11 protein-coding genes and 1 pseudogene are annotated in these 22,350 nt (G+C 72.5%); 1 reads left to right on the top strand and 11 read right to left on the bottom strand.

Translation table 11 applies throughout. The features are described from left to right. Positions 1–175: 175 nt before the first annotated feature. Positions 176–5,056 (bottom strand): NAD-glutamate dehydrogenase, encoded by a 4,881-nt coding sequence (locus ACQP2P_RS06415; RefSeq protein ID WP_433614009.1) that lies wholly within the window; start codon positions 5,054–5,056, stop codon positions 176–178. 190 nt (positions 5,057–5,246) lie between these two features. On the opposite strand from ACQP2P_RS06415, the gene ACQP2P_RS06410 reads away from it, so the two are divergent. Next, the gene (locus tag ACQP2P_RS06410) at positions 5,247–7,136 is read left to right on the top strand and encodes a penicillin-binding transpeptidase domain-containing protein (protein WP_433614008.1); all 1,890 of its coding nucleotides are present in this window, start codon (positions 5,247–5,249) and stop codon (positions 7,134–7,136) included. Between the two features lie 606 nt (positions 7,137–7,742). Here the strand turns inward: ACQP2P_RS06410 and ACQP2P_RS06405 are convergent. From ACQP2P_RS06405 to ACQP2P_RS06360, 10 genes and pseudogenes are all read right to left on the bottom strand, one after another. After that, positions 7,743–8,927, bottom strand: a pseudogene (locus ACQP2P_RS06405) (arginase family protein); the annotation flags it as partial. Then, positions 8,924–9,820, bottom strand: a complete 897-nt coding sequence (locus tag ACQP2P_RS06400; RefSeq protein WP_433614007.1) for a tetratricopeptide repeat protein — start codon at positions 9,818–9,820, stop codon at positions 8,924–8,926. The pseudogene ACQP2P_RS06405 and the gene ACQP2P_RS06400, both read right to left, overlap by 4 nt. 22 nt (positions 9,821–9,842) lie before the next feature. Beyond that, complete coding sequence (locus ACQP2P_RS06395) at positions 9,843–10,697, bottom strand: ABC transporter ATP-binding protein (RefSeq protein WP_350616081.1); 855 nt, start codon at positions 10,695–10,697, stop codon at positions 9,843–9,845. Positions 10,698–10,723: 26 nt separating this feature from the next. Next, positions 10,724–13,750 (bottom strand): ABC transporter permease, encoded by a 3,027-nt coding sequence (locus ACQP2P_RS06390; protein WP_433614006.1) that lies wholly within the window; start codon positions 13,748–13,750, stop codon positions 10,724–10,726. Positions 13,751–13,778: 28 nt separating this feature from the next. Then, complete coding sequence (locus ACQP2P_RS06385) at positions 13,779–16,754, bottom strand: FtsX-like permease family protein (RefSeq protein WP_433614005.1); 2,976 nt, start codon at positions 16,752–16,754, stop codon at positions 13,779–13,781. Between the two features lie 107 nt (positions 16,755–16,861). Then, on the bottom strand, positions 16,862–18,535 hold the full coding sequence (locus ACQP2P_RS06380; protein WP_433614004.1) for an acyl-CoA mutase large subunit family protein: 1,674 nt from the start codon (positions 18,533–18,535) through the stop codon (positions 16,862–16,864). 73 nt (positions 18,536–18,608) lie between these two features. Then, entirely contained in the window at positions 18,609–19,253 is a 645-nt protein-coding gene (locus ACQP2P_RS06375; RefSeq protein ID WP_433614003.1) for an Asp23/Gls24 family envelope stress response protein, read from the bottom strand. 92 nt (positions 19,254–19,345) lie between these two features. Further along, positions 19,346–19,999, bottom strand: a complete 654-nt coding sequence (locus ACQP2P_RS06370; protein ID WP_433614002.1) for an ATP-binding cassette domain-containing protein — start codon at positions 19,997–19,999, stop codon at positions 19,346–19,348. Between the two features lie 154 nt (positions 20,000–20,153). Then, positions 20,154–21,110 carry a methylmalonyl Co-A mutase-associated GTPase MeaB gene (meaB, locus tag ACQP2P_RS06365; RefSeq protein WP_433619007.1) on the bottom strand — a complete coding sequence of 319 codons (957 nt, stop codon included), beginning with the start codon at positions 21,108–21,110 and terminating at the stop codon, positions 20,154–20,156. 2 nt (positions 21,111–21,112) lie between these two features. Beyond that, a complete protein-coding gene (locus tag ACQP2P_RS06360) occupies positions 21,113–22,300 on the bottom strand; it encodes an acetyl-CoA C-acetyltransferase (RefSeq protein WP_433614001.1) in 1,188 nt (395 codons plus the stop codon). Positions 22,301–22,350: the final 50 nt, after the last annotated feature.

Genomic DNA, 22,350 nt, shown 5'->3' with positions numbered 1-22,350 from the left:
GCCAAAGCCGAAAACCCAGAAGCCAAAAGGCAAGAACGAAGAGCCACAAGCTTCCTGCTCGGGTCCGCGTCACCTGCTGACCGTTGCTCCCGCCAGACAAAAGGGCGGTCCCTGGAGGGCCTTCGGCCGAAAGGGACCGCCCTAGCCGTGTCCGTGGTGCCAAGGACGACAGCCGCTACGCGGCTGAGGCCCGCACCAGGGTGCGGATCTGGCGCAGCAGCACCGACAGCGCCGCCAGGTCTCCGGGCGACTCCCCGAACTCGCCGATCGCGTTACGCGTCCGCGCGATCGAGGTCGCGTTGCTCTGCTCCCACTCGTGCACCCGCTCCTCCGGGTCCACCTCCGGCGTGGTGGCGTTGAGCACCTCCGCGGTGAGGGCGGCCAGCGCGGCGTAGAGGTCGTAGCGCAACGCCATCCGGGCGAGCGTCTGCCACCGGTCCTCGCGCGGGAGCGCCGAGATCCGCGACAGCAGATCGTCGACCCGGAAGCGCTCGGAGAGCAGGTAGTAGACGGTCGCGACCTCGTTCACGTCGCGGTCCGTCGTGGACGCGACCTCGACGATGTCGAGCAGGCCGAAGCCGTACATGATCCGCGTCGTGCTGTCCGCGATCTCCTCGGGCAGCCCCAGCTCCCGCAGCCCCTCGGTGTTGGCGTGCAGCGCGTCGCGCTCCCGGCCCCGGAACAGCGTGTCCAGCTGCGGCAACAGCCGGGCGATGCCGGGCTTCAGCCGCGCGATCTCGGCGGGCACGTCGATCGGGAGCCGCCGGTTGGAGACCAGCCAGCGCACCGCCCGGTCGAGCAGCCGCCGCATCTCCAGGTAGACGGCGGTCTGCGACTTCGTCGGGATCTTGTTGTCGAGCGACTCGACGGCGCGGCGCAGCTCCGACAGCCCGTACACCTCGTTGACCACCACCGAGGCGCGCAGCACGTCCGCGGCCCCGGCGCCGGTCTCCTCGGAGGCGCGGTGGAAGAACGACGTACCGCCCTGGTTCACGGCCTCGTTGACGATCGCGGTGGTGACGATTTCGCGGCGCAGCGGGTGCTCGGCCATCGCCTCGGCGAAGCGTTCCCGCAGCGGCGTCGGGAAGTACTCGACCAGGACCTTGTTGGTCCACGCCTCGTCGGGCAGGTCGGAGTCGAGGATCTCGTGCTCGAGCACGATCTTCACGTAGGACAGCAGGACCGCGAACTCGGGTGAGGTGAGCCCGACCCCGGTGGCGGCCCGCTCGTCGAGCTCCTCGTCGCTGGGCAGGCCCTCCAGGGCCCGGTCGAGCTGCCCGCGCCGCTCCAGGTCGGCGATGAGCCGCTTGTGGACCGGCAGCAGCGAGCGCGACTGCGCCCGGGCGTTGCCCAGCGCGGTGGCCTGGTCGTAGTTGTCGCGCAGGACCAGCTCGCCGACCTCGTCGGTCATCTCGGCCAGCAGCGGGTTGCGCTCGGCCGCGTCCAGCTCCCCCGCGGCGACCGCACGGTCGAGCAGGATCTTGATGTTGACCTCGTGGTCGGAGCAGTCGACGCCGGCCGAGTTGTCGATGAAGTCCGTCGCGATGCGGCCGCCGTTGAGCGCGTACTCGATACGGCCCCGCTGGGTCAGGCCCAGGTTGCCGCCCTCGCCGACGACCTTCGCGCGCAACTCCCGGCCGTTGACCCGCACATAGTCGTTGGCCTTGTCACCGACATCGGCGTGAGACTCCGCGGTGGCCTTGACATAGGTGCCGATACCGCCGTTCCAGAACAGGTCCACGGGCGCGGCGAGGATCGCGTGCATGACGTCGTTCGGGGCGAGCGGCCCGGTGGCCGTGATCCCCAGCACCGCCCGGGCCTGCTCGGAGAGGTTGACCGACTTGGCCGTGCGCGGGTAGATGCCGCCACCCTCGGACAACAGCGACCGGTCGTAGTCGTCCCACGAGGAGCGAGGCAGATCGAACATGCGCCGCCGCTCGGCGTAGGAGGTCGCCGCGTCCGGGGACGGATCGATGAAGATGTGCCGGTGGTCGAACGCGGCCACCAGCCGGATGCACGGCGAGAGCAGCATCCCGTTGCCGAACACATCCCCCGACATGTCACCGACACCCACCACCGTGAACGCGCACGCCTGCGTATCCACACCAAGCTCACGGAAATGCCGCTTCACCGACTCCCAGGCACCCTTGGCCGTGATCCCCATCTTCTTGTGGTCATAGCCCGCCGACCCACCCGACGCGAACGCATCACCCAACCAGAACCCGTACCGCACCGAAATCTCGTTCGCGATGTCCGAAAACGTCGCCGTACCCTTGTCCGCCGCCACCACCAGATACGGATCATCCGGGTCATGACGCACCACATCCGGCGGCGACACCACCTTCCCACCGTCAAGATTGTCCGTCACATCCAGCAGCGCCGAAATGAACAACTGATAACACGCCACAGCCTCGTCACGGTCACCCGGAAGCTGCTTCAGCACAAACCCGCCCTTGGCCCCCGTCGGCACGATCACCGCGTTCTTCACCATCTGCGCCTTGACCAACCCCAAGATCTCCGTACGGAAATCCTCCCGCCGATCCGACCACCGCAGACCACCACGCGCCACCGAACCGAACCGCAGATGCACACCCTCGAACCGCGGCGAGTACACGAAAATCTCAAACCGCGGCCGCGGCGCCGGCAGATCCGGAATCGACTGCGGATCCAGCTTGAACGCCGTATACGACTTCGGCCGCCCACCATCCCCACGCTGGAAGAACGACGTACGCAACGTCGCCTGAATCAGATGCAGGAACGAACGCAGAATCCGATCCTGATCCAGGCTGGTGACCTCGTCGAGGTCGGCGTTGATCGCGGCGACGAGCTCCTTGGACTGCACCGAGCGGGTCGCCTCGGACAGCTGCAGCCGCGGGTCGAACCGGGCGGCGAAGAGCGCGACGAGCTTGGAGGCGACGGCCGGGTACGCCAGCAGGGTCGTCTCCATGTAGTCCTGGGAGAAGACGGTGCCGGCCTGGCGCAGGTACTTCGCGTAGGCCCGCAGCACCACGACCTCGCGCCAGGTCAGCCCGGCCTTGAGCACCAGGCTGTTGAAGCTGTCGACCTCGGCCTCGCCCCGCCAGGTGGCCGAGAACGCGTTCTCCAGGTGGGGCCGCACGTCGGCGATGGCCCGGGAGTCGGGCGGCAGCTGGAGGCCGAAGTCGTACAGGTAGATCGTCCCGTCGGACCGCACGACCTCGTAGGGCCGCTCGTCGGTGACCCGCACGCCGAGGGAGTGCAGCACCGGCAGCACGGCCGAGAGCACCATGGGCTCGCCGTAGCGGAAGACCTTGAAGCGGATGTCGGACTCGTCCTGGCGCCGGCGGTACACGTGCATGACGAGCTGGCCCGGCTCGTCGAGCAGCTCCAGCTTGGCGACGTCCTTGACCGCCTCGTAGGGCGTGTGCTCGTCCTTGTACGTGTCCGAGATCGCCCCGCCGTAGCGCTGGTACAGCACCTTGGCCTGGTGCTCGTCGTTGAGCTTGCGCTCCAGCACCAGCCGGAAGTCGTCGTCCCAGAGCCGGGTCGCCTCGGAGAGCCGCTCGGTGAGGTCGTCGACGTCGACCCAGCCGGGCGGGTTGCCGGGCTCGGTGCGCACGATGAAGTGCACGCGGGCGAACTTGGACTCGCTCACCCGGGTCGTGTAGTCCACCCCGACGCCGTTGAGCTCGGCGAGCAGGATCTGCTGGATGCGCAGCCGGTTCGCGGTGGTGAACCGGTCGCGGGGCAGGTAGACCAGGCACGAGATGAAGCGGCCGTAGGCGTCGCGGCGCAGGAACACCCGCAGCTGACGGCGGCCGGCCAGGCGCAGCACGCCCATGACGGCCTTGTAGAGCTCGTCGGTGCCGATCTGGAACAGCTCGTCGCGCGGGTACGTCTCGAGCGTCTCCATCAGGTCCTTGCCCGAGTGCGAGCGCGGCGACAGGCCGGAGCGCTCGACCACCTCGGCGACCTTGCGCTTGACCACGGGGAGGTCGCGGACGCTGGTGCGATACGCCGCCGAGGAGAACAGCCCGAGGAAGCGCCGCTCGCCGATCACGTTGCCGTCGGCGTCGAACATCTTGAAGCCGATGTAGTCCAGGTAGGCCGAGCGGTGCACGGTGGCGCGGGAGTTCGCCTTCGTGATGATGAGCAGCCGCTTCTCCAGCGCCTTGGCGTAGGCCTCCGCGGTCATCGAGGACAGCACCCGCGGCTGGACCCGGTCCCCGCGCAGGATGCCCAGGCCGCTGCCCAGGACCGCCTGCAGCAGCTCCTCGCCGTTCTCGCCGCGGATCAGCCTGTACTGCCGGTAGCCCAGGAAGGTGAAGTGGTCGTCGACGAGCCAGCGCAGCAGCTCGACCGAGTCCGTGATGTCCTTGTCCGGCACGGGCAGCTGCGCGGAGCCGAGCTCGTCGGCCAGCGCGAGCGCCTGGGTGCGCATCCTCGGCCAGTCCTCGACCGCCTCGCGCACGTCGTTGAGCACCCGGGCCAGGTCGGTGCGCAGCTCCTCCAGCTCCGCCTCGTCGCGGATGCGGTCGACCTCGATGCGGATCCAGCTCTCGACGATGTCGCCGGCGATCGCGTCCTCGGGCTCGACCCCGACGCGGACGTCCTCCAGCGCGCCCAGCGGGGCGCGGCGCACCACGACGAGCGGGTGCACGAGCAGGTTGACGTCGATGTTGCGCGACGACAGCGCGCTGGTGACCGAGTCGACCAGGAACGGCATGTCGTCGGTGACGATCTCCACCGCGGTGCCGCCGGTGACGCTCAGCCCCAGGCGCAGCTTGAGCTCGCCGGGCACGCGCTGCTGCGCGAGCTCCCGGTGGGACGCGGTGGCGTCGACCATCTTGGCGACGTTGCAGGCGGCCAGCTCCTCATCGGGAACCAGGCGCCAGTAGGCCCCGACCAGCTCGGGATCGGCATCCCGCGCGGTGGCCAGCACGACCGCCTCCGCGACCAGGTGCTCCGCGTTGGGCACTGACTGCTCCAGCTCGTCGTCTTCGATCGCGTCGGGATTTCGCGCGGCGCCTAAGTCCCGCGTGTCGTCCTTCACCGGGGTCGCCCCAGGCCGATTCATCGGTTGTTCTCCCCTCGCCCACGTCGTTGTGGGTTGTCCGCCCTCAGCCTAAGACTCTGCGGGAGGTTCGCCTCAGTCCGGTTCACCATCGTCGTGTACCCGATCACGCGGGGCTCGGCGTACTGAATTGTCCCGCTTGTTCGATCTTGGGGCGTGCAGAACCGAGCTTTCATGACGCAGAATCGCCCCCATGGCCGTTTCGATCCGTCGTGTCACCGCACTCGCCGCCGCCCTGGCGCTGCTCGGCACATTGCCCGCGTGCTCCAGCAAGCCGCCGGACGACTCGCTCAAGACGTTCCTCGGGGCCTGGGAGCAGGGCAACCTCGCCGGGCTGAAGTTCTTGGGGCCGGACGGCAAAGCCCTGGCCGGCGACGCCGCGCAGAAGCTGTGGACGACGGTCGCGGGTGACCTGGCCGCCAAGCCGCCGAAGCTCACCCTCAAGGGCGCGCCGGTGGTCAAGGACGACAACAGCAGCGCCGTCGTGCACGTGGCCTGGCCGGTGGCCGACTCGACGTGGGAGTACGACACCACGGTCGACGCCAAGCGGGTGGACAAGGAGTGGCGGGTCGTCTTCGGCGCCAAGACCATCAATCCGAAGTTCGAGGCCACCGACAAACTTTCGATCCGTAAGACCGCGGGGGCGCGCGGCAGCATTCTCGACGGTTCCGGCCAGCCGATCGTGAGCAGCAAGCCGGTCGTGATCGTCGGCGTGCAGCCGCGCTCGATCACCGACATCAACATCGTGGTCAGGAATCTGACAGACGCGTTCAAGCAGGCGAACGTGGACGTCGACGTGTCGGGCCTGCCGGCGAAGGTGAAGAGCGCCGCGCCCGACGCCTTCGTGCAGATCGTGACCCTGCGCAAGGAGGTCTACGACCCGATCGCGAACAAGCTGAACTCGACCCCCGGCGTGATCGCCCGCAACTCGACCCAGGCCCTCGCCCCCTCCGCGCAGTTCGCCCGCGCCCTGCTGGGCACGACCGGCGAGGTGACGAAGGAGATCATGGACAAGAACCCCGGCAAGTACCAGATCGGGGACGTGGTCGGGCTCGGCGGGCTGCAGCAGAAGTACGACTCCGTCCTGCAGGGCAAGCCGGGCGTCAAGGTGATCGTCTCCATGCCGCAGGGCACGCCCGACAAGGAGTTCTTCTCCTCGGACGCCACGACCGGCGGCACGGTGAAGCTCAGCCTCGACCAGAACATGCAGAACGCGGCGGAGCAGGCCCTCGCGGGCGACACGCGACGCTCGGCCCTGGTGGCGATCCGCATCAGCGACAACTCGATCGTCGCGGTGGCCAACGGTCCCGGCGCGGCCGCGAACAACTTCGCGCTCGTCGGCCAGACCCCGCCCGGCTCGATGCTCAAGGCGGTCACCGCGCTGGCGGTGCTGGACAAGGGCATGACCGGCGAGTCCGTCGTGAACTGCCCGAAGACGCTCACGGTCGACGGCCGCACGTTCAAGAACTCGCACGACGAGGAGCTCGGCAGCGTACCGCTGCGGACCGACTTCTCGAAGTCCTGCAACACCGCGTTCGCCTCGCTCGCGCCCCAGATCGCCCCCGACGGGCTGGGCAAGACGGCCCAGACGCTGGGCCTGGGCATCCCGTGGGACCTCGGGGTGGACGTGTTCACCGGCAAGGTCTCGGTGAACGGCTCCAAGGCCGAGCAGGCGGCGGCCGCGTTCGGCCAGGGCACCAACCTGGTCTCCCCGGTCATCATGGCGGCCGCGGCGGCGGGCATCGCCCGGGGCCAGTGGAAGCAGCCCCAGCTGGTGCTGGAGCCGGCCCCCAAGAGCCCGGCGGCCGACGGCCCGCAGCTCAACCAGGCCTCCGTCGACGCCCTGCGGCAGATGATGCGCGAGGTCGTCACCGAGGGCACGGCGAGCCAGCTCAAGGGCCTCTCGGGCGACCTGCGGGGCAAGACCGGCACCGCCGAGTACGACAACGATCCCGCGCACACCCACTCCTGGTTCATGGGCTACCGCGGCGACATCGCCTTCTGCGTCTTCGTCGAGAACGGCGGCGCCTCGACCGCGGCGGCGGTGCCGATCGCGGGCAAGTTCTTCCAGACCATCGGCTGAGGCGACCGCGCCCGGGCTCCCGCATCCATGACGGGGGCCCGGGCGCGCTCAGCTCGTGGTCTCTTCCTCTTCGACCGGCGTGCGGGCGGCGGGCACGACATCGGTGAGCGGCGACTCGGGCGAGTCCTCGACCCCGCGCCGGGCGGCCTGCGCGGGCACGAACGGCCCGCCGGCGCGCTTCAGGCCCCCGGGCCCGATCGCGTCGCGAGGCAGCGAGTCGAGCGAGAGCGAGGAGGACCGGCTGTACAGCCCGAGCAGCCGGGCCGGCTTCTCCGGCGCGGTTTCCCCGTCCACCCCAACGGCCACGGCTTCCGGCTCAGGCGCAGCTTCGGACTCGAGCCCGGCTTCCGGCTCGGGCTCGGCTGCGAGCTCAGCCTCGGCCGACGCCGGCTGGTCCTCGGGCTCGCCGGGCGACTCCCTCGCGGCCCACTCGTCCCAGCCCCGGGCGCCGGCGGTCGGCTCCGCATCGGGGCCGTCCGCGTCGTCGTCGGCCCCGGCATCCGCAACCGGCTCATCATCGACCGGCTCATCGTCAATGGGCTCATCGTCAACGGGCTCATGATCCTCGGCCACGCCGCGATCGATCTTCGCCGCCGCCCCGGCGAGCAGCGCACTCGTCCCCGCCCACCCCGCGCCGTCGGACATTTCCGACACGTCAGAGATGCGGGGAGCGACGTCGACGAACCGCGGCACCGCGCCGGCCTCGGCGGGCGAGTGCCCGTCCGGCGACGGCATCAGCGGCGGCAGGGCGGCCGGCGGCCGCGGCGTGGCCAGCGGCGGCGCCGAGATCGGCGGGGCCGACACCGGGTCCGCGAACGGCGGCGCCGAGATGATCGGGTCCGGCGACGCCGCCACGAGGGCCGAGGACGTGATGAGCGGCTCGAGCCCGGCGACGAGCACGTCCGTGACCTCCGCCGCGTACTGCCCGTCCGGGTCGTAGTCCGGGTCGAACACGGTGACCTGCGCGCCCAGGCAGCGCGGGTCGCTGACGAGCCCGCTGAGCAGGATCTCCAGCTCGCGATAGGCGATGCCGCCGACGTCGGGGGCGTCCACCGCCGGCATCACGGCCGGGTCGAGGACGTCCACGTCGACGTGCACCCAGAAGCCGGCGCAGTCGCGCAGCTGCTCGCGGGCCCACTGCGCGGACCGGGCGGCCCCGTTGGAGCGCAGCTCGGGCACGGCGCGGGCGACGATCCCGGCGGCCTGCAGATCGAGGCGGTACTCGTCGTGGGTGCGGATGCCTAGGAGGGCGACGTCGACGTCGCGGAAGTACGGCCGGCGCTGCTCGATCGAAGCGAGGTTGGCCTGCCCCCGGCCGGTCGCGAGGGCCAGCGCCTCGCCCGCCGCGGCGCCCACGTAGGAGGCGTTGCCCTCGTGGCGGAAGTCCGAGTGCCCGTCGACGTAGACGAGGCCGATGCGCCCGCCGGCCTCGTTCTGGTAGCGGCGCATGGCCAGGCCGGCGCCGAGCAGGATCGAGCAGTCGCCGCCGAGCACGAGCGGGAAGTCGCCGGCGTTCAGGACCGAGCCGATGCGGTCGGCGAGGCGCTTGACGAACACGGCGATCTCGGCCGACTGGGCCACGCCGTCGCCGGGCTGCCACCCCGCCGGGTCATACCGCGGCGGGGTGATGCAGCCGGCGTCGCGCGCGCCCAGCCGGGTCAGCAGGTTGTGGTCGCGCAGCGCGCCGGGCGCCTTGGCGCAGCCGGGCACCGAGGTTGCGGTCGGTGGCCGTAACCCGAGGTTGCTCGGCGCGTCGACGACGGCGATGCGGCGCACGGCGGCCGCCGTCAGAACAGCGCGCTCGCCAGTGCCCGGCGGGCCTTGGCGACGGCGGGGTCGTCGGGGCCGGCGATGGTGAACAGCGAGAGCAGGTGCCTGCGCACCGACTCGCGCTCCTCGCCGGCGGTGCGGCGGACGAGCCCGACGAGGCGGGTGTAGCCCTTGTCGGCCTCGCCGGTGAGGACCTCGACGTCGGCGGCGAGCAGCTGCGCCGGCAGGTCGTCGGGCGCGTCCTGGGCCGCGGCGAGCGCGCCGGCCAGGTCGACGCCGTCGGTGCGCCGCAGCAGGCCGACCTGGGCCAGCCCGGACTCGGCGGCGATGTCGTTCGGGGTCTCGTCGAGGATCTTCTGGTAGGCCGCGGCGGCCGCGTCGAGGTCCCCGTCGGCCATGGCGTCGTCGGCCGCGAGCAGCCGCGGGTCCTCGGGCCGCTCGACCTCGACGCCGGCCGCCTTCAGCACCGCGTCGATCCACTGGCGCAGGTGCGGCTCGGGCAGCGCCTGGTTGAAGGCGTCGACCGGCTGCCCGCCGACGATCGCGACGACGAACGGGATGTTCTGGATGCGGAACATCTGCGCGAGGCGCGGGTTCGTCTCGACGTCGACCCGTGCGAGCGTCCAGGCGCCCGCGCCCTCGGCCGCGAGCGCGGCCAGGAGCGGGGAGAACTGCTGATCCGGCGCGCTGCCGGCGACGTAGAAGTCGATGACGACCGGCGCGGTCAGCGAACGCTGGATGACGTCCTGCTGGAAGCTCGCCTCGGTGACCTCGATCACGTTGGCGCCGGCCGGGGCGCCCGCGTGGGCATCGGGGGCGGGCCGCGCCGCGGCCGCGGTGTTGCGAGCGGCCAGGGCGCCGAGGTCCACCGCCCCGCGGGTGAAGATCGACTGTGACTGGCGTGGGTCGGTCATGGCCCTAGTTTTGCACGCGCCCCTAGTGCTCTGCCGCAAGTGATCGGTCGGATCCACCCGCTACCAGTGTGACGGCCCCGTCGATGTGCTCGACGGTGAAGAGCGTGCCGGGCGGGAAGTCGCCGAGAACCTCCGGCGGCAGCTGGACCGTGCCGTCGCCCGCCACCACCGCGAAGTCCTGGCCGTCGCGGCCCTCGGCGCCGACGCGGCCGTCGCGGATGGTCACCGCGCGCCCGAGCCGGGTGCCGACCTCGCCGTCGTGGGTGACGACGACGATCGTGGTGTTGCGCTCGCGGTTGACGGTCTCGAGGGCCTCCAGGACCTCGTCGCGGCCGTGCGTGTCGAGCTGGCTGGTGGGCTCGTCGACGAGCAGCAGGCCGGGGCCGGCCGCGATGCCGACGGCGAGCGCGGCGCGCTGCCGGGCGCCGGGGGCGAGCTCGTCGATGCGGGCGCGGCCGAGGCCGGGCAGGCCGACGAGGTCGAGGATGCGGTCCGGGTCGTCGAGCTTGATGCCCTCGGTGCGGGCCGCCCGCCGCTGGGCCAGCCAGATGTTGCGGTGCAGCGACGCGTACGGCAGCAGGTTGCGCGCCGCCCCCTGCAGCACGACGCCGATCTCGGTGCCCCGCAGCCGGGCGATCTCCCCGTCGGAGAGCTTGCCCATGTCGTACGTGCCGATGTTGACCCGGCCGGCCGACGGGCGCATGAGCCCGGCGAGCAGGGCGATGAGCGTCGACTTGCCCGACCCCGAGGGCCCGACGAGCGCGAGTGTCTCGCCGGGGCCGATCGACAGGTCGACGCCGGCCAGCGCCACCACGTCACCCGCCTCGGCCCGGTAGATGTGCACGACCCGCCGGCAGGCGACCGCCAGTCCGTTCATCGCGTCCCCATTCCCATCGCGGTTCCTCAGCGCTTCAGTGTCGCGGCCGCACGCAGTCTCGCGCCGGCGACGAGCGCCGCGACGGCGAGCAGGACCGCGGCGGCTCCCCAGGCGACGGCGACCGGCAGCGGCGAGGGCCAGTATGCGGCCTGGAAGCCCTGGGCGTCGTCGCTGAACACCGGAAGATACTCGCGCACCAGCAGCCAGCTGGCCAGCGCCGCGAACGGGGCCAGCACGACCGCGGCGCCGACCAGCGCGAGGTAGCCGCTGGCGGCCGCGTCGCGCCGGGCGATGCCCTGCGCGCGCAGGGAGCGCATCTCCCCGGCCCGGCGCTGGCGGTCGAGGCTCGAGACCAGCCACAGGGCGCCGATGGCGAGGATCACCCCGAGCACGCCGGCCAGCTCGTGGAAGCGCAGCGCGATGGCCGGCCCCTGCTCGTCGAGCGCGTCGCGCACCGGGCCCAGGGGCCGGTCGAGGCTGATCGTCAGGCCCTGCTTGCGCAGCTGGTCCACGACGTCCGCGGGCGCCTTCGGGCCGAGGAAGATCTGCGGGTACAGCGCGTCGCCCCCGTCCGTCGCGAGCCGCTCGGCGTAGTCCAGGTCGACCAGCCCACCGCCGTAGCCCAGCCGCGGCACGGTCTCGACCTCGCCGGCGAGCCCGATGGGCTGCAGCGTCCCGTCCAGGCCCGCGATGTGGTCGCCGAACCCGGCGGTGCGGGCCGCGATCAGGGGCAGCGGCGCGGGCACGTCCGTCGGCATGACCCGCATCACGGTGTCGGCGCCCTTGTAGTTGGAGATCTCGGCCCGCAGCCCGTCCTGCTGCGCGGTGAGGGTCGGCACGAGCAGCTTCGGCCCGGGCGTGTCCGGCACCCGCCAGCCGTCGGCCTGGGCGAAGCCCGCCTCGTCGACGATGGCCTTGCCGTGCTGGCTGAGGCTGTGCAGCACGACGTCGGCGTCGAAGCCGCGCGCCTCGGGCTGCTCCATCTCCAGCGCCGCGAGCCGGCAGCCGTTGACGCACATCGGCAGGTTGCGCACGTAGGTCTTGCGGCCGGTGCTCACCTGTCCCAGGTCGACCCGGCCGACGTCGGAGCCGTCCTTGGGCACCACGACCGCGACCCAGTGCACGCGGAAGGCGTCGACCAGGTTGTCGATGCTCACGTCGAGCGACAGCTCCTTGTTGTCGACCTCGATCGTGTCGCGCCCGAGCGGCGGGTGCAGCAGCTCGGCCGCCTTCTGCGCGGACAGCCGCGAGTCGTCCCACAGCGCGGTGGCCGCGAGCGCCTGGCTGTCGACGGCGAGCACCGGCGGCGTGGCGTCCTCGGTGACCGGCAGCATCGCGGTCGCCATCGCGAACTGCCCGTGCGGGTCGACGGCGCGGACCTTGGACAGCAGCGCGGCCCGGCTGAGCGGGTCGACGGTGAGCACGCGGGGCGCGCCGAGCTGCACGCGGGCGCGGTGGTCGCGGGCGTCGGCGGACGCGCTGGCGGCGGTGGAGGCGAAGACCAGCAGGCCGATCGCGACCACGAAGAGGGCCAGGATCCGCTGGGTGCCGGGGCGCCGGGAGAGCGCGTAGGCGGCCAGCATCGGCCCGATCCGCCCGCGCCGGGCGGCCCGCCGCCCGACGCGCTCGGCCACGGGCAGCACGAGCCGGGCCGCGACCAGGGCCACCGCGATGACCACGGCGGAGGGGGCGACGAGCGCGAAGCCGGTGAGCCCGCCACCGCCCCGGCGCAGCTGGACGACGGAGACGACGGCCAGCACCACGACGACGACCTCGAAGACCGGCGCGCCCCAGCGCGAGATCCGGCTGGGCACGTTGCGCAGCAGGTCGACGGTCCGCTTGGCCAGTTCGGCGCGCTGGGCGAGCAGCGCGGCCAGCAGCGCGCCGGCCAGGGCGACGGCCGCCCACCAGTTCAGCCCGGCCTTGATCGGCACGTCCGAGGAGGTGCTCAGCAGCGCCCAGGCGGCCAGGCGGACGACGTAGTGGCCGAGGAAGAACCCGGCGACGGCGCCGGCCAGGATCGGCACGATGCTCTCGCCGGCCGCGAGCCACCAGCGCCGCGGGACGGTGAGCCCCCGCAGCGAGAACAGGCCGAGCTCCCGGCGCCGTTCCTGGGTCGCGGAGGCCACGGCGATGAACAGCACGAACCAGCAGAGCAGCACCAGCGGTACCGCCGCCACCGGCACGACCTCGGCCACCAGGCTCCGGTCGCCGTCGATGCGCTTGAGCAGGGCCGGCAGCCCGGTGCTGACGACCGCGTGGCCGGGCAGCGCCTCGAGCTTGCTCTTGCCGTCCTGGACCTGCGCGCTGATGCCGTCCAGCGACTCCCGGGTGATGGCCGAGTCGTCGATGACGACGTCGAGGGCCTGCTTCTCCGGGCCGTGCTCGAGCGCCTCCAGCGTTAGGCGGCCGGCGAAGGCGGGCTCGGTGGTGAACCGGGCGCTCGGGCGCGGGTTGAAGTAGTCCAGGTCGGACCAGTACTGCTCGGCCTTGTTGCGGGGGTCGTAGGAGCCCACCAGGGTGAGCGAGGCCCGCTTGCCCCGCTCGACGAAGTCACCGCCCAGGGGGTCGATGGTCGCCCAGGCGGCCTCGAACACGTCGCCGATGTGCAGCCCGAGCTCCTGCACCTGGGCCGTGCTGAGGACGACCTCGGTCTCGCTGACGAAGCACCGGCCGGCGGTGATGCGCAGGTGGGCGCAGACGCCGTCGCGGTAGACGAAGCGCGGCGCGATGCTGTTGGCCTGCGGCGCCGGCGGTGGGATGAGGATGTCGTACTCGGTGCTGAAGACGCTGGCGAACCCGCTGCCGTTGAACAGCTGCGGCAGCAGGTTCTCGAAGTCGTGGTCCGTGGGGGTGGGCGAGGTCCGCCGCGCCTGCACGACCCGCTCGCTCGTCGTCGCCGCGGCCACCTGGCTGTGCACGACCGCACGGTCGGCGGTGGTGGAGTAGACCGGCGCGCTGACGGCCGCGGCCATCGCGAACACGGCCAGCAGGAACGCGGTCAGAGCCTGCCCGGGCCGCGCCCGCACCATCGCCAACGCGAGACCGATCATGCCGCCACCTCCGCAAGGTCCCCACCGCTCACGGCTTGCTCCAACCGTCGGCGAAGTAGGGCAGGACGTCGCCGATGTAGGCCCGTATGACGGCGGCCAGGATCAGCCCGAATAGCAGCGAGGTGAGGGCCAGCACGAGGTACCCCTCGACGCCCACGCGTTTGACCATGCGGGCCGACGCGCCCTGGGCACGCAGGGCGCCCAGCTCGCGGGCCCGCGGCCGGCGCTCGACGGCGGCCACGACGACCGCGGCTCCGATCGCCAGCGCCAGCCCGACGATCGCCGAGAGCAGCATGAACTGCAGGGTGAGCGGCGGGCCGAAGGACGCGTACCGGTCGGCCGTGCCCGCGATCGACTCCTCGCCGAGCACGATCAGCCCCTGGTCGCGCAGCAGCCGCGTGATGTTCGCCGGGGCGCTCGAGTTCAGCCACACCTGCAGCGACTCGCCCGCCCCGAAGTCCGCGCTGAGCCGGTCGGCGTACTCCAGATCGAGCAGCACCCCCTTGGTCCCCAGCTGCGGCAGGGCCCGTGCGGTCGCGGCGACCTCCTCCGAGATCGACACCGAGCCGAAGCCGACCCGCTGGTCGCCCACGAGCCGCTGCTGCAGCCGGGTGGCCCGCACGCTCGGCAGCGGGGCCGGCGTGTCCAGCGGATACACGCCGGGGTCGTTGGTGCCGCCGTTGCGCTGCGGGGCGACGGTCAGGCGCAGCCCGTCGCCGACCGGCGTGGCCACCAGGTTGGGCGGGTTGCCGTTCACGCCCAGCCGCCAGCGGGTCCGGTCGGCGAGCAGGTCCTTGCCCAGCACCGGCTGCCCGCCCGCGGTCGCGCCGTGCACGACGACGTCCACGCCGGTTCGGGCCGCGAAGAAGACCTTCTGCTCCGCGGTCGACTGCACCAGCTGCAGCGAGCTGAGCCGGCAGCCGGGCGCGGTCGCGCAGGCCGGCAGCGATGCCCGCAGCGTCGCCCGGCCCGAGGCGAGCGGGCCCAGCCGCGCCGCGACCCGCTGGCCCTTCGCGTCGGCGAAGACGACGTCGAGGTAGACCACCCGGTCGCTGTCCCCGTCGATCTGGCCGGTGAGGTCCACGGCAAGGTCGCCGCCGGTCATGGTCACCGGCGCCGGGGCGTCCGGGTGCAGCAGGGCCGCGGTCTGGACGGCGCCCAGCCCGTACTCGGGCCGCCAGGTCGCCACCGCCGCCAGCCGCGGGCTGTCGACCAGCAGCACCCGGTCGCTGTTCGAGCGCACCGAGGCCACCGCGGCCATCGCGTATTTCCCGGCCGGGTCGGCGGCCCGGACGGCGTTGAGCAGGGCGAGCCGGTTCTCGGCCCGGACGGTGAGCACCCGGTCGGCGCCGATCTCGAGCTCGGCGCGGGTCTGCCCGTCGGTGCGCCCGGCGTTCCAGGTCAGCGCGGAGGTGGTGAGCAGGGCCACGGTGGCGATCATGAGCGCGGCGAGCCGGTGCACGCCCGGCCGCCGGGCCAGGTAGATCGCGGTGAGCGCGCGGGCCGGGTGGCCGTGGCGCAGCGCCCCCTCGACCGCGCGCCCGGCCGCGAAGGTGATCAGCCGCGCGGCCACCAGCGCGAAGGCCAGCGCGGCGAGCCCGGGCGCCAGCAGCGCGAGGCCTGCGGCGTCGCCCTCCGCACGGTGCTTGACCTGGTAGACGGCGACGACCGCGAGCACGACGAGCAGCAGGTCGAACAGGTCGCGCCAGACGCGGCTGCGGGCCGAGGCCTGGCGCAGCAGCTCCGAGACGCTGGAGGACAGCGCGCGGCGCTCGGCCAGCAGGGCGGCGAGCAGCGCGCCGAGCACGGCCAGGACGACCGCGCCCACCGACAGGGCGAGCGCGAGCGCGTTGACCTCGGTGTCCTGGATGGCGCCGGTGACCGCGGTCGCGCCGGCCCACCCGATCGGCAGCCCCAGCACCGCGCCGACCAGCATCGGCAGCGCGCTCTGGCCGCCGACCAGGGCCCAGGTGCGCATGCGGGTGGCGCCGCGCAGCTTCACCAGGCCGATGTCCGGGCGCCGCTCCTCGCCGGTGTACTTGACCGCGAGGTACAGCGCGAACCAGCACAGCACGAGCAGCTGGAAGGCGCCGACCGGCACGCCCAGCGACACGAGCCGGCGATCGCGCTCGACCTTGTCGATGGTCACCCGCAGCTGGGTGTTGAGGGTCAGCCGGTTGTTGCCGGCCTCGACGGTCGCCCCGGCCAGCCGCGAGCTGACGTCCCCGGGCGCGTTGTCGACGAGCAGCTGCGGCTCGGCCACCATGTCGGTGATCGTGCGGACGGCGACCCCGGCCGGGGCCAGGCTGTGGTCGAACAGCGCGGGCGCGGCGAGCACGGCGTCGTCGACCGGCTCGGTCATCTCGGGCGGGGCGCCGGTCGGCAGCTGCTTGGCGACGAGGTCGTTGTTGCTGCTCCAGAACGGGGCGCTGGGGTCGTCGGGGCGGTAGACGCCGACGACCTTGAGCGGCAGCGGCCGGGTCAGCTTCGGCGTGACGTAGGTCAGCGTGTCGCCGGCCTTGACCCGCAGCCAGCGGGCGGTGCGGTAGCTGAGCGCGACCTCGTCGGCGGCGGCCGGGCAGCGGCCCTCGAGCGTCGCGTGCGAGCAGGCGTCGGTGCGCACGACGAGCTGGGAGTCGGAGGTGCGCTCCTCGTTGCCGCCGCCCTTGGCCGCCTGTGAGCTGCCGGTGGTCGGGCGGCCGTCGAGATACGCCTCCGTGTACGTCACGAAGCCCGACAGCCCCACGATGCGCTGGGTCAGCTGGGCCTGGGCGGCGATCTGCGCCTCGACGGACCCGCCCTCGACGGGGCCCTCGCCGATCGTCTCCAGCGACCGTTCCTGGATCGGCGCGTGCTCCACGTGCCGGTTGGCGATCCGCTCCGTCGAGGCCAGCACATACCAGGGCGCGGCCGCCGCGGCCGCGGCCGCGAGGGTGCTGAGCAGCACCAACGTCAGCGCTTGGACACGGCGGGCCCGCAACGCTGCGAGCACGACTGCCAGCAAGGCCCCTCCCCCGAGGTCTAGTCGTTCGTAAGAAGACCAGCGGGGGAGGGTGCCGGTTGCGAAGTTACGTTGCGGTTCGGTAACGCCAGAGGGCTGGACCGGTGCGGCTAGAAGCGGGCCGGCTCGCGGTAGATGCCCCACTCGTCCTTGAGCGCCCCGCAGATCTCGCCGAGCGTCGCCTCGGCCCGGGCCGCGTCCAGCATCGACGGGATCATGTTCTCCTCGCCGCGCGCGGCCGCGACCATGCGCTCCAGCCGCTCCTTGACCGCGGCGTTGTCGCGCTGGGCGCGCCGGGTGGCGAGGAGCTTGTTCTGCTCCAGCTCGACCTCGTGGGAGACGCGCAGGATGTCCAGGTCGCGGGTGACCGAGCCGGTGTGCACGTTGACCCCGACGACGCGCTTGTCGCCCTTCTCGACCGCCTGCTGGTAGGCGAAGGCGGAGTCGGCGATCTCGCTCATGAACCAGCCGTCCTCGATGCCGCGCAGGATGCCCGCGGTGATCGACCCGTTGTGACCCATGTCCCGGATGCGGGCGAAGATCGCCTCCGCCTCGGCCTCGATCTTGTCGGTGAGCGCCTCGACGTACCAGGACCCCCCGAGCGGATCGGCGACGCTGGTGATGCCGGTCTCCTCCATGAGCACCTGCTGGGTGCGCAGGGCGATCTCGGCGGCCTCGTCGGTCGGCAGCGCGAGGGTCTCGTCCAGCGCGTTGGTGTGCAGCGAGTTCGTGCCGCCCAGCACGGCCGAGAGCGCCTCGACGGCGGTGCGCACGACGTTGTTGTACGGCTGCTGCGCCGTCAGCGAGACCCCGGCGGTCTGGGTGTGAAAGCGCAGCCAGAGCGCCTTCTCGCTGGTGGCGCCGTAGACGTCGCGCAGCCAGCGGGCCCAGATGCGCCGCGCGGCGCGGAACTTGGCGATCTCCTCGAAGAAGTCGATGTGCGCGTCGAAGAAGAAGCTGAGCCCGGGCGCGAAGGTGTTGACGTCCAGTCCGCGGGACTGGCCCAGCTCGACGTAGCCGAAGCCGTCGGCGAGGGTGAACGCGAGCTCCTGGGCGGCGGTCGAGCCGGCTTCGCGGATGTGGTACCCGGACACGGACAGCGGCTTGTAGCGCGGGATGTTCCGGTTCGTGTACTCCATGAGGTCGCCGATGAGGCGCAGGTGCGGCTCGGGCGGGAAGAGCCACTCCTTCTGGGCGATGTACTCCTTGAAGATGTCCGTCTGCAGCGTGCCGTCGAGCCGCGAGAGATCGGCGCCCTGCCGCTCGGCCGCCACCAGGTACATGCAGAAGACCGGCACCGCGGGCCCGGAGATGGTCATGCTCGTGGTGACGTCGGCCAGCGGGATGCCGTCGAAGAGCACGTCCATGTCGGCGGCGGAGTCGATCGCGACGCCGCAGTGGCCCACCTCGCCCAGCGACTGCGGCTCGTCGGAGTCGCGGCCCATGAGGGTGGGCATGTCGAAGGCCACCGAGAGGCCCCCGCCACCCGCGCCGAGCAGCATCTTGTACCGCGCGTTGGTCTGCTGCGCGTTGCCGAACCCGGAGAACTGGCGGATGGTCCACGTCCGGCCGCGGTACCCGGTCGGGTGCAGGCCGCGCGTGTACGGGTACTCGCCGGGCCAGCCGATCCGCTCGAAGCCGGGCACGTCGGCGCCCTCGGGCGGCCCGTACACGGGCTCGACCCGCGTGCCGGACAGCGTGGTGAAGTCGGCGTCGCGCTTGCGGGCCTCGTCGTAGCGGCGCTGCCAGCGGGCGCGCCCCTCCGCGATGTCGTGGGCATCCATACCACGATGCTAGCGGGCCACCTGAACGATCGCTAAGGCCCGCGCCCCTCGACGCGGGCCTCGCCGATGCCGCCTACTTCGCCGCCTTGTCCCGCTCCTCGACGTGCACGTCGTCCACGACGATGTCCACGGCGGTGACCTCGAGGCCGAGCAGGTTCTCCACCGAGCCGATGACCTGCGTGCGCACCTTCTCCGCCACCGAGTACACGACGTAGCCGTACTCGATCACGAGCGTCACCCGCACCGTGGCGTTGCGGCCCTCGAGCCGCACCGAGACGCCCCGGTTGCCGTTCTCCCGCTCGTCGTCGCCGAGGCCGATGCGGTCGCGGACCGCGGCGAACACCCGGGCGACGTCGCCGCCGAGGTCGTAGACGCCCTCGACCTGCCGCGCGGCGATGCCGGCGATCTTCTCCACCACCTCGTCGGCGATGGTCGTGGTGCCGCGGTCGGCGGCCAGCTCCGCGTTGTTGCGCAGCCGGTCGACCACCTGCGACGCGACCCGCCCGGAGGCGGCCGCGGTGCTGGCCGCCAGCTCGCCGACCCGGTCCGCCGCGCCGGCCGCGAACGTGGTGACCTTCTCGGCCGCGTCGTCGAAGCGGGAGTGCTCCTGCTCGGGCGCCCCGGCCTGGGCCGGCACGACGACGCCCGAGGCCGGCTCGACGGTGGCGAGCGCGTCGCCGGTGAGATCGGGGTCGTGGATGTCGGTGGTTTCGCTCATGATCACTACTCCCCAGAGTCATGAAAAACGCGAGCAGCGTACTCGCGAATCAGACCCCGGAGGTGGCTTGCGTCACGGCGAAGACAGTGCGGTCAGCCGCGCACCAGCTGGGCCGCCCCGTCGGAGAGGTGCAGCTCGCGGTCGCAGGCGGCCGCCGCCTCCGGGTCGTGGGTCGCGAACACCACCGCCGCGCCCCGCCGGGCCTCCTCCTGCAGCAGCTCCATCACCTTCTGCCGGTTGGTCGCGTCCAGCTCGCTGGTCACCTCGTCGGCCAGCAGCACGTCGCCGTGCAGGGCCAGGCCCCGCGCGATCGCCGTGCGCTGCTGCTGACCGCCGGAGAGCTCCTCCACCAGCTGGTCGGCCTGCGCGGCGAGACCGAGCCGCTCGAGCGAGGAGACCGTGGCGCGCCGGGCGTCGGCCGGGGCCGAGCCGCCCGCGATCATGGCGACCTGGATGTTCTCCTGGGCGGTGAGGATCGCGGCGAGCCCGTTGTCCTGCGGGATGAGCACCACACGCTCCGCGACGGCGTGGTCGCGGTCGCGCAGCGGCGTGGCGTCGACCGTCACGACGCCCTCGGCCGGGCGCAGCAGGCCGGCCATCGCCCACAGCAGCGTGGTCTTGCCCGCGCCCGAGGGCCCGGTCACGGCCAGGATCTGGCCCGGGGACACGACGACCGAGACGTCGCGCAACACAGGGTGGTCCCGCTCGTACGCGACCGTGACCCCGTCGACCGTCAGCGTCTTCACTGCAATCCCTCCACGTTGGCTCCACGTCCTGCGGCAGGTGCACCGTACCGTCCGGCCCGAGCGCCAACCGCCGACGCTCACCAGGAGAGAGTCGCCGCGGCCGCCGCCGGTTGCGTCCGCGCGGCGGATCGGCGCGCCGGTCGATCCGTGGACACTAGCCGAGCTGGGCCAGCAGGGCAGCGGCCGCGGCGTGGGGGTCGGCGCGGCCGGCCGCGACGTCGCGGGCCAGCGTGGCGAGGGCGTCGCCGCGGCGCAGGTCCTTCATGCGGGCCCGCAGCGTGCCCAGCGCGATCGCCTCGATCTCGGCCTCGGCCCGCCGCACCCGGCGGGCGTCGAGCTCGCCGGAGTCGTGCAGGTGCGCCCGGTGCGCCTCGATCGCCTCGACCAGCTCGTCGATGCCCTCACCCCGCGCGGCGACGCAGCGCACGACGCGCGGGCGCCACTGCCCGGGGGCGCGCTCGCCGAGGCCGATCATGTTCTGGATGTCGCGGTAGGTGGCGTCGGCGCCCTCGCGGTCGGCCTTGTTCACCACGAACACGTCGGCGATCTCCAGTACGCCGGCCTTGGCCGCCTGGATCGCGTCGCCCATGCCCGGGGCGAGCAGCACGACGGTGGTGTCGGCCAGCCCGGCGATCTCGACCTCGGCCTGGCCGACCCCGACGGTCTCGACCACCACGGGGTCGCAGCCGGCGCCCTCCAGCACCCGGGCCGCCTGGGGCGTGGCCGCCGAGAGCCCGCCGAGGTGGCCGCGGCTGGACATGGAGCGGATGTAGACGCCGGGGTCGGTGGCGTGGTCCTGCATGCGCACGCGGTCGCCGAGGATCGCGCCGCCGGTGAACGGGCTGGACGGGTCGACGGCGAGCACCCCGACCCGCCGCCCGGCCTTGCGCAACGCCCGGACGAGCTCGTTCGTCGTCGTGGACTTGCCCACGCCCGGCGATCCGGTCAGCCCGATCACCGCGGCCGTGCCGGTGTGCGGGGCGAGCGCCGCCGCGATGGCCGGCAGCGCCTCGTCACCGTCCTCGACCAGGCTGATCAGGCGCGCCACGGCGCGGGGGTCGCCCTCCCGGGCGGCCCCCACGAGCGCGGGCACGTCGCGCGAGCGGCGGATCGTCACTGCTTCGGCACGCGCAGCAGCAGCGCGTCGCCCTGGCCGCCGCCCCCGCACAGGGCCGCCGCGCCGAGGCCGCCGCCGCGCCGGCGCAGCTCCAGGGCCAGGGTGAGGGCGAGCCGGGCGCCGCTCATGCCGATGGGGTGGCCGAGCGCGATCGCGCCGCCGTTGACGTTGACGATCGCCGGGTCGATGCCGAGGTCGGCGGTGGACTGCACGCCGACGGCGGCGAAGGCCTCGTTGATCTCGACCAGGTCGAGGTCGGCGGTGCTCAGCCCGGCCTTGCCCAGCGCGTGCTTGATGGCGTTGGAGGGCTGGCTGGTCAGCGAGTTGTCCGGGCCGGCCACGTTGCCGTGGGCGCCGATCTCGGCGAGCCAGGTCAGGCCCAGCTCCTCGGCCTTGGCCTTGCTCATCACGACCACGGCGCAGGCCCCGTCGGAGATCGGCGAGGAGGTCGCGGCGGTGATGGTGCCGTCCTTGGTGAACGCCGGGCGCAGCTTGGCCAGGCTCTCCGCCGTGGTCTCGGGCCGGATCTGCTCGTCGTCGGCGACGACCAGCGGATCGCCCTTGCGCTGCGGGATCTCGACCGCGACGATCTCCTCGGCGAAGTGGCCGTTCTTCTGCGCGGCGGCGGCCTTCTGGTGGCTGGCCGCGCCGAACGCGTCCTGGGCCTCGCGGGTGATGCCGAGGCGGGCCACGTGCCGCTCGGTCGACTCGCCCATGGAGACCTGGTCGTAGGCGTCGGTGAGCCCGTCGAGGGCCATGTGGTCCTTGATCACCACGTCGCCGTACTTGTACCCCTGCCGCTGCCCGGTCAGCAGGTGCGGCGCGTTGGTCATCGACTCCATCCCGCCGGCCACGACGATGTCGAACTCGCCCGCGCGGATGAGCTGGTCGGCGAGCGCGATCGCGTCGAGGCCGGACAGGCACACCTTATTGATCGTGAGCGCGGGGACGTGCATGGGAATCCCGGCACCCACCGCGGCCTGGCGCGCGGGGATCTGCCCGGCGCCGGCCTGCAGGACCTGACCCATGATCACGTACTGCACCTGCTCCGGCGCCACCCCCGAGCGCTCGAGCGCGGCCCGGATCGCGATCTCGCCCAGTTTGGTGGCCGGGAAGTCCTTGAGGGCGCCGAGCAGGCGGCCCATCGGCGTGCGGGCGCCGTTGACGATCACCGACTGAGTCATCGCAGGAGACCTTCCGAGAGAAGGTTCACATCGCATCGTCGCGACCTGAA

Source organism: Dactylosporangium sp. CA-139114, from assembly GCF_050955725.1.
Taxonomy (GTDB): Bacteria; Actinomycetota; Actinomycetes; order Mycobacteriales; family Micromonosporaceae; genus Dactylosporangium.
This window is presented reverse-complemented; position numbering and strand designations above follow the sequence as displayed.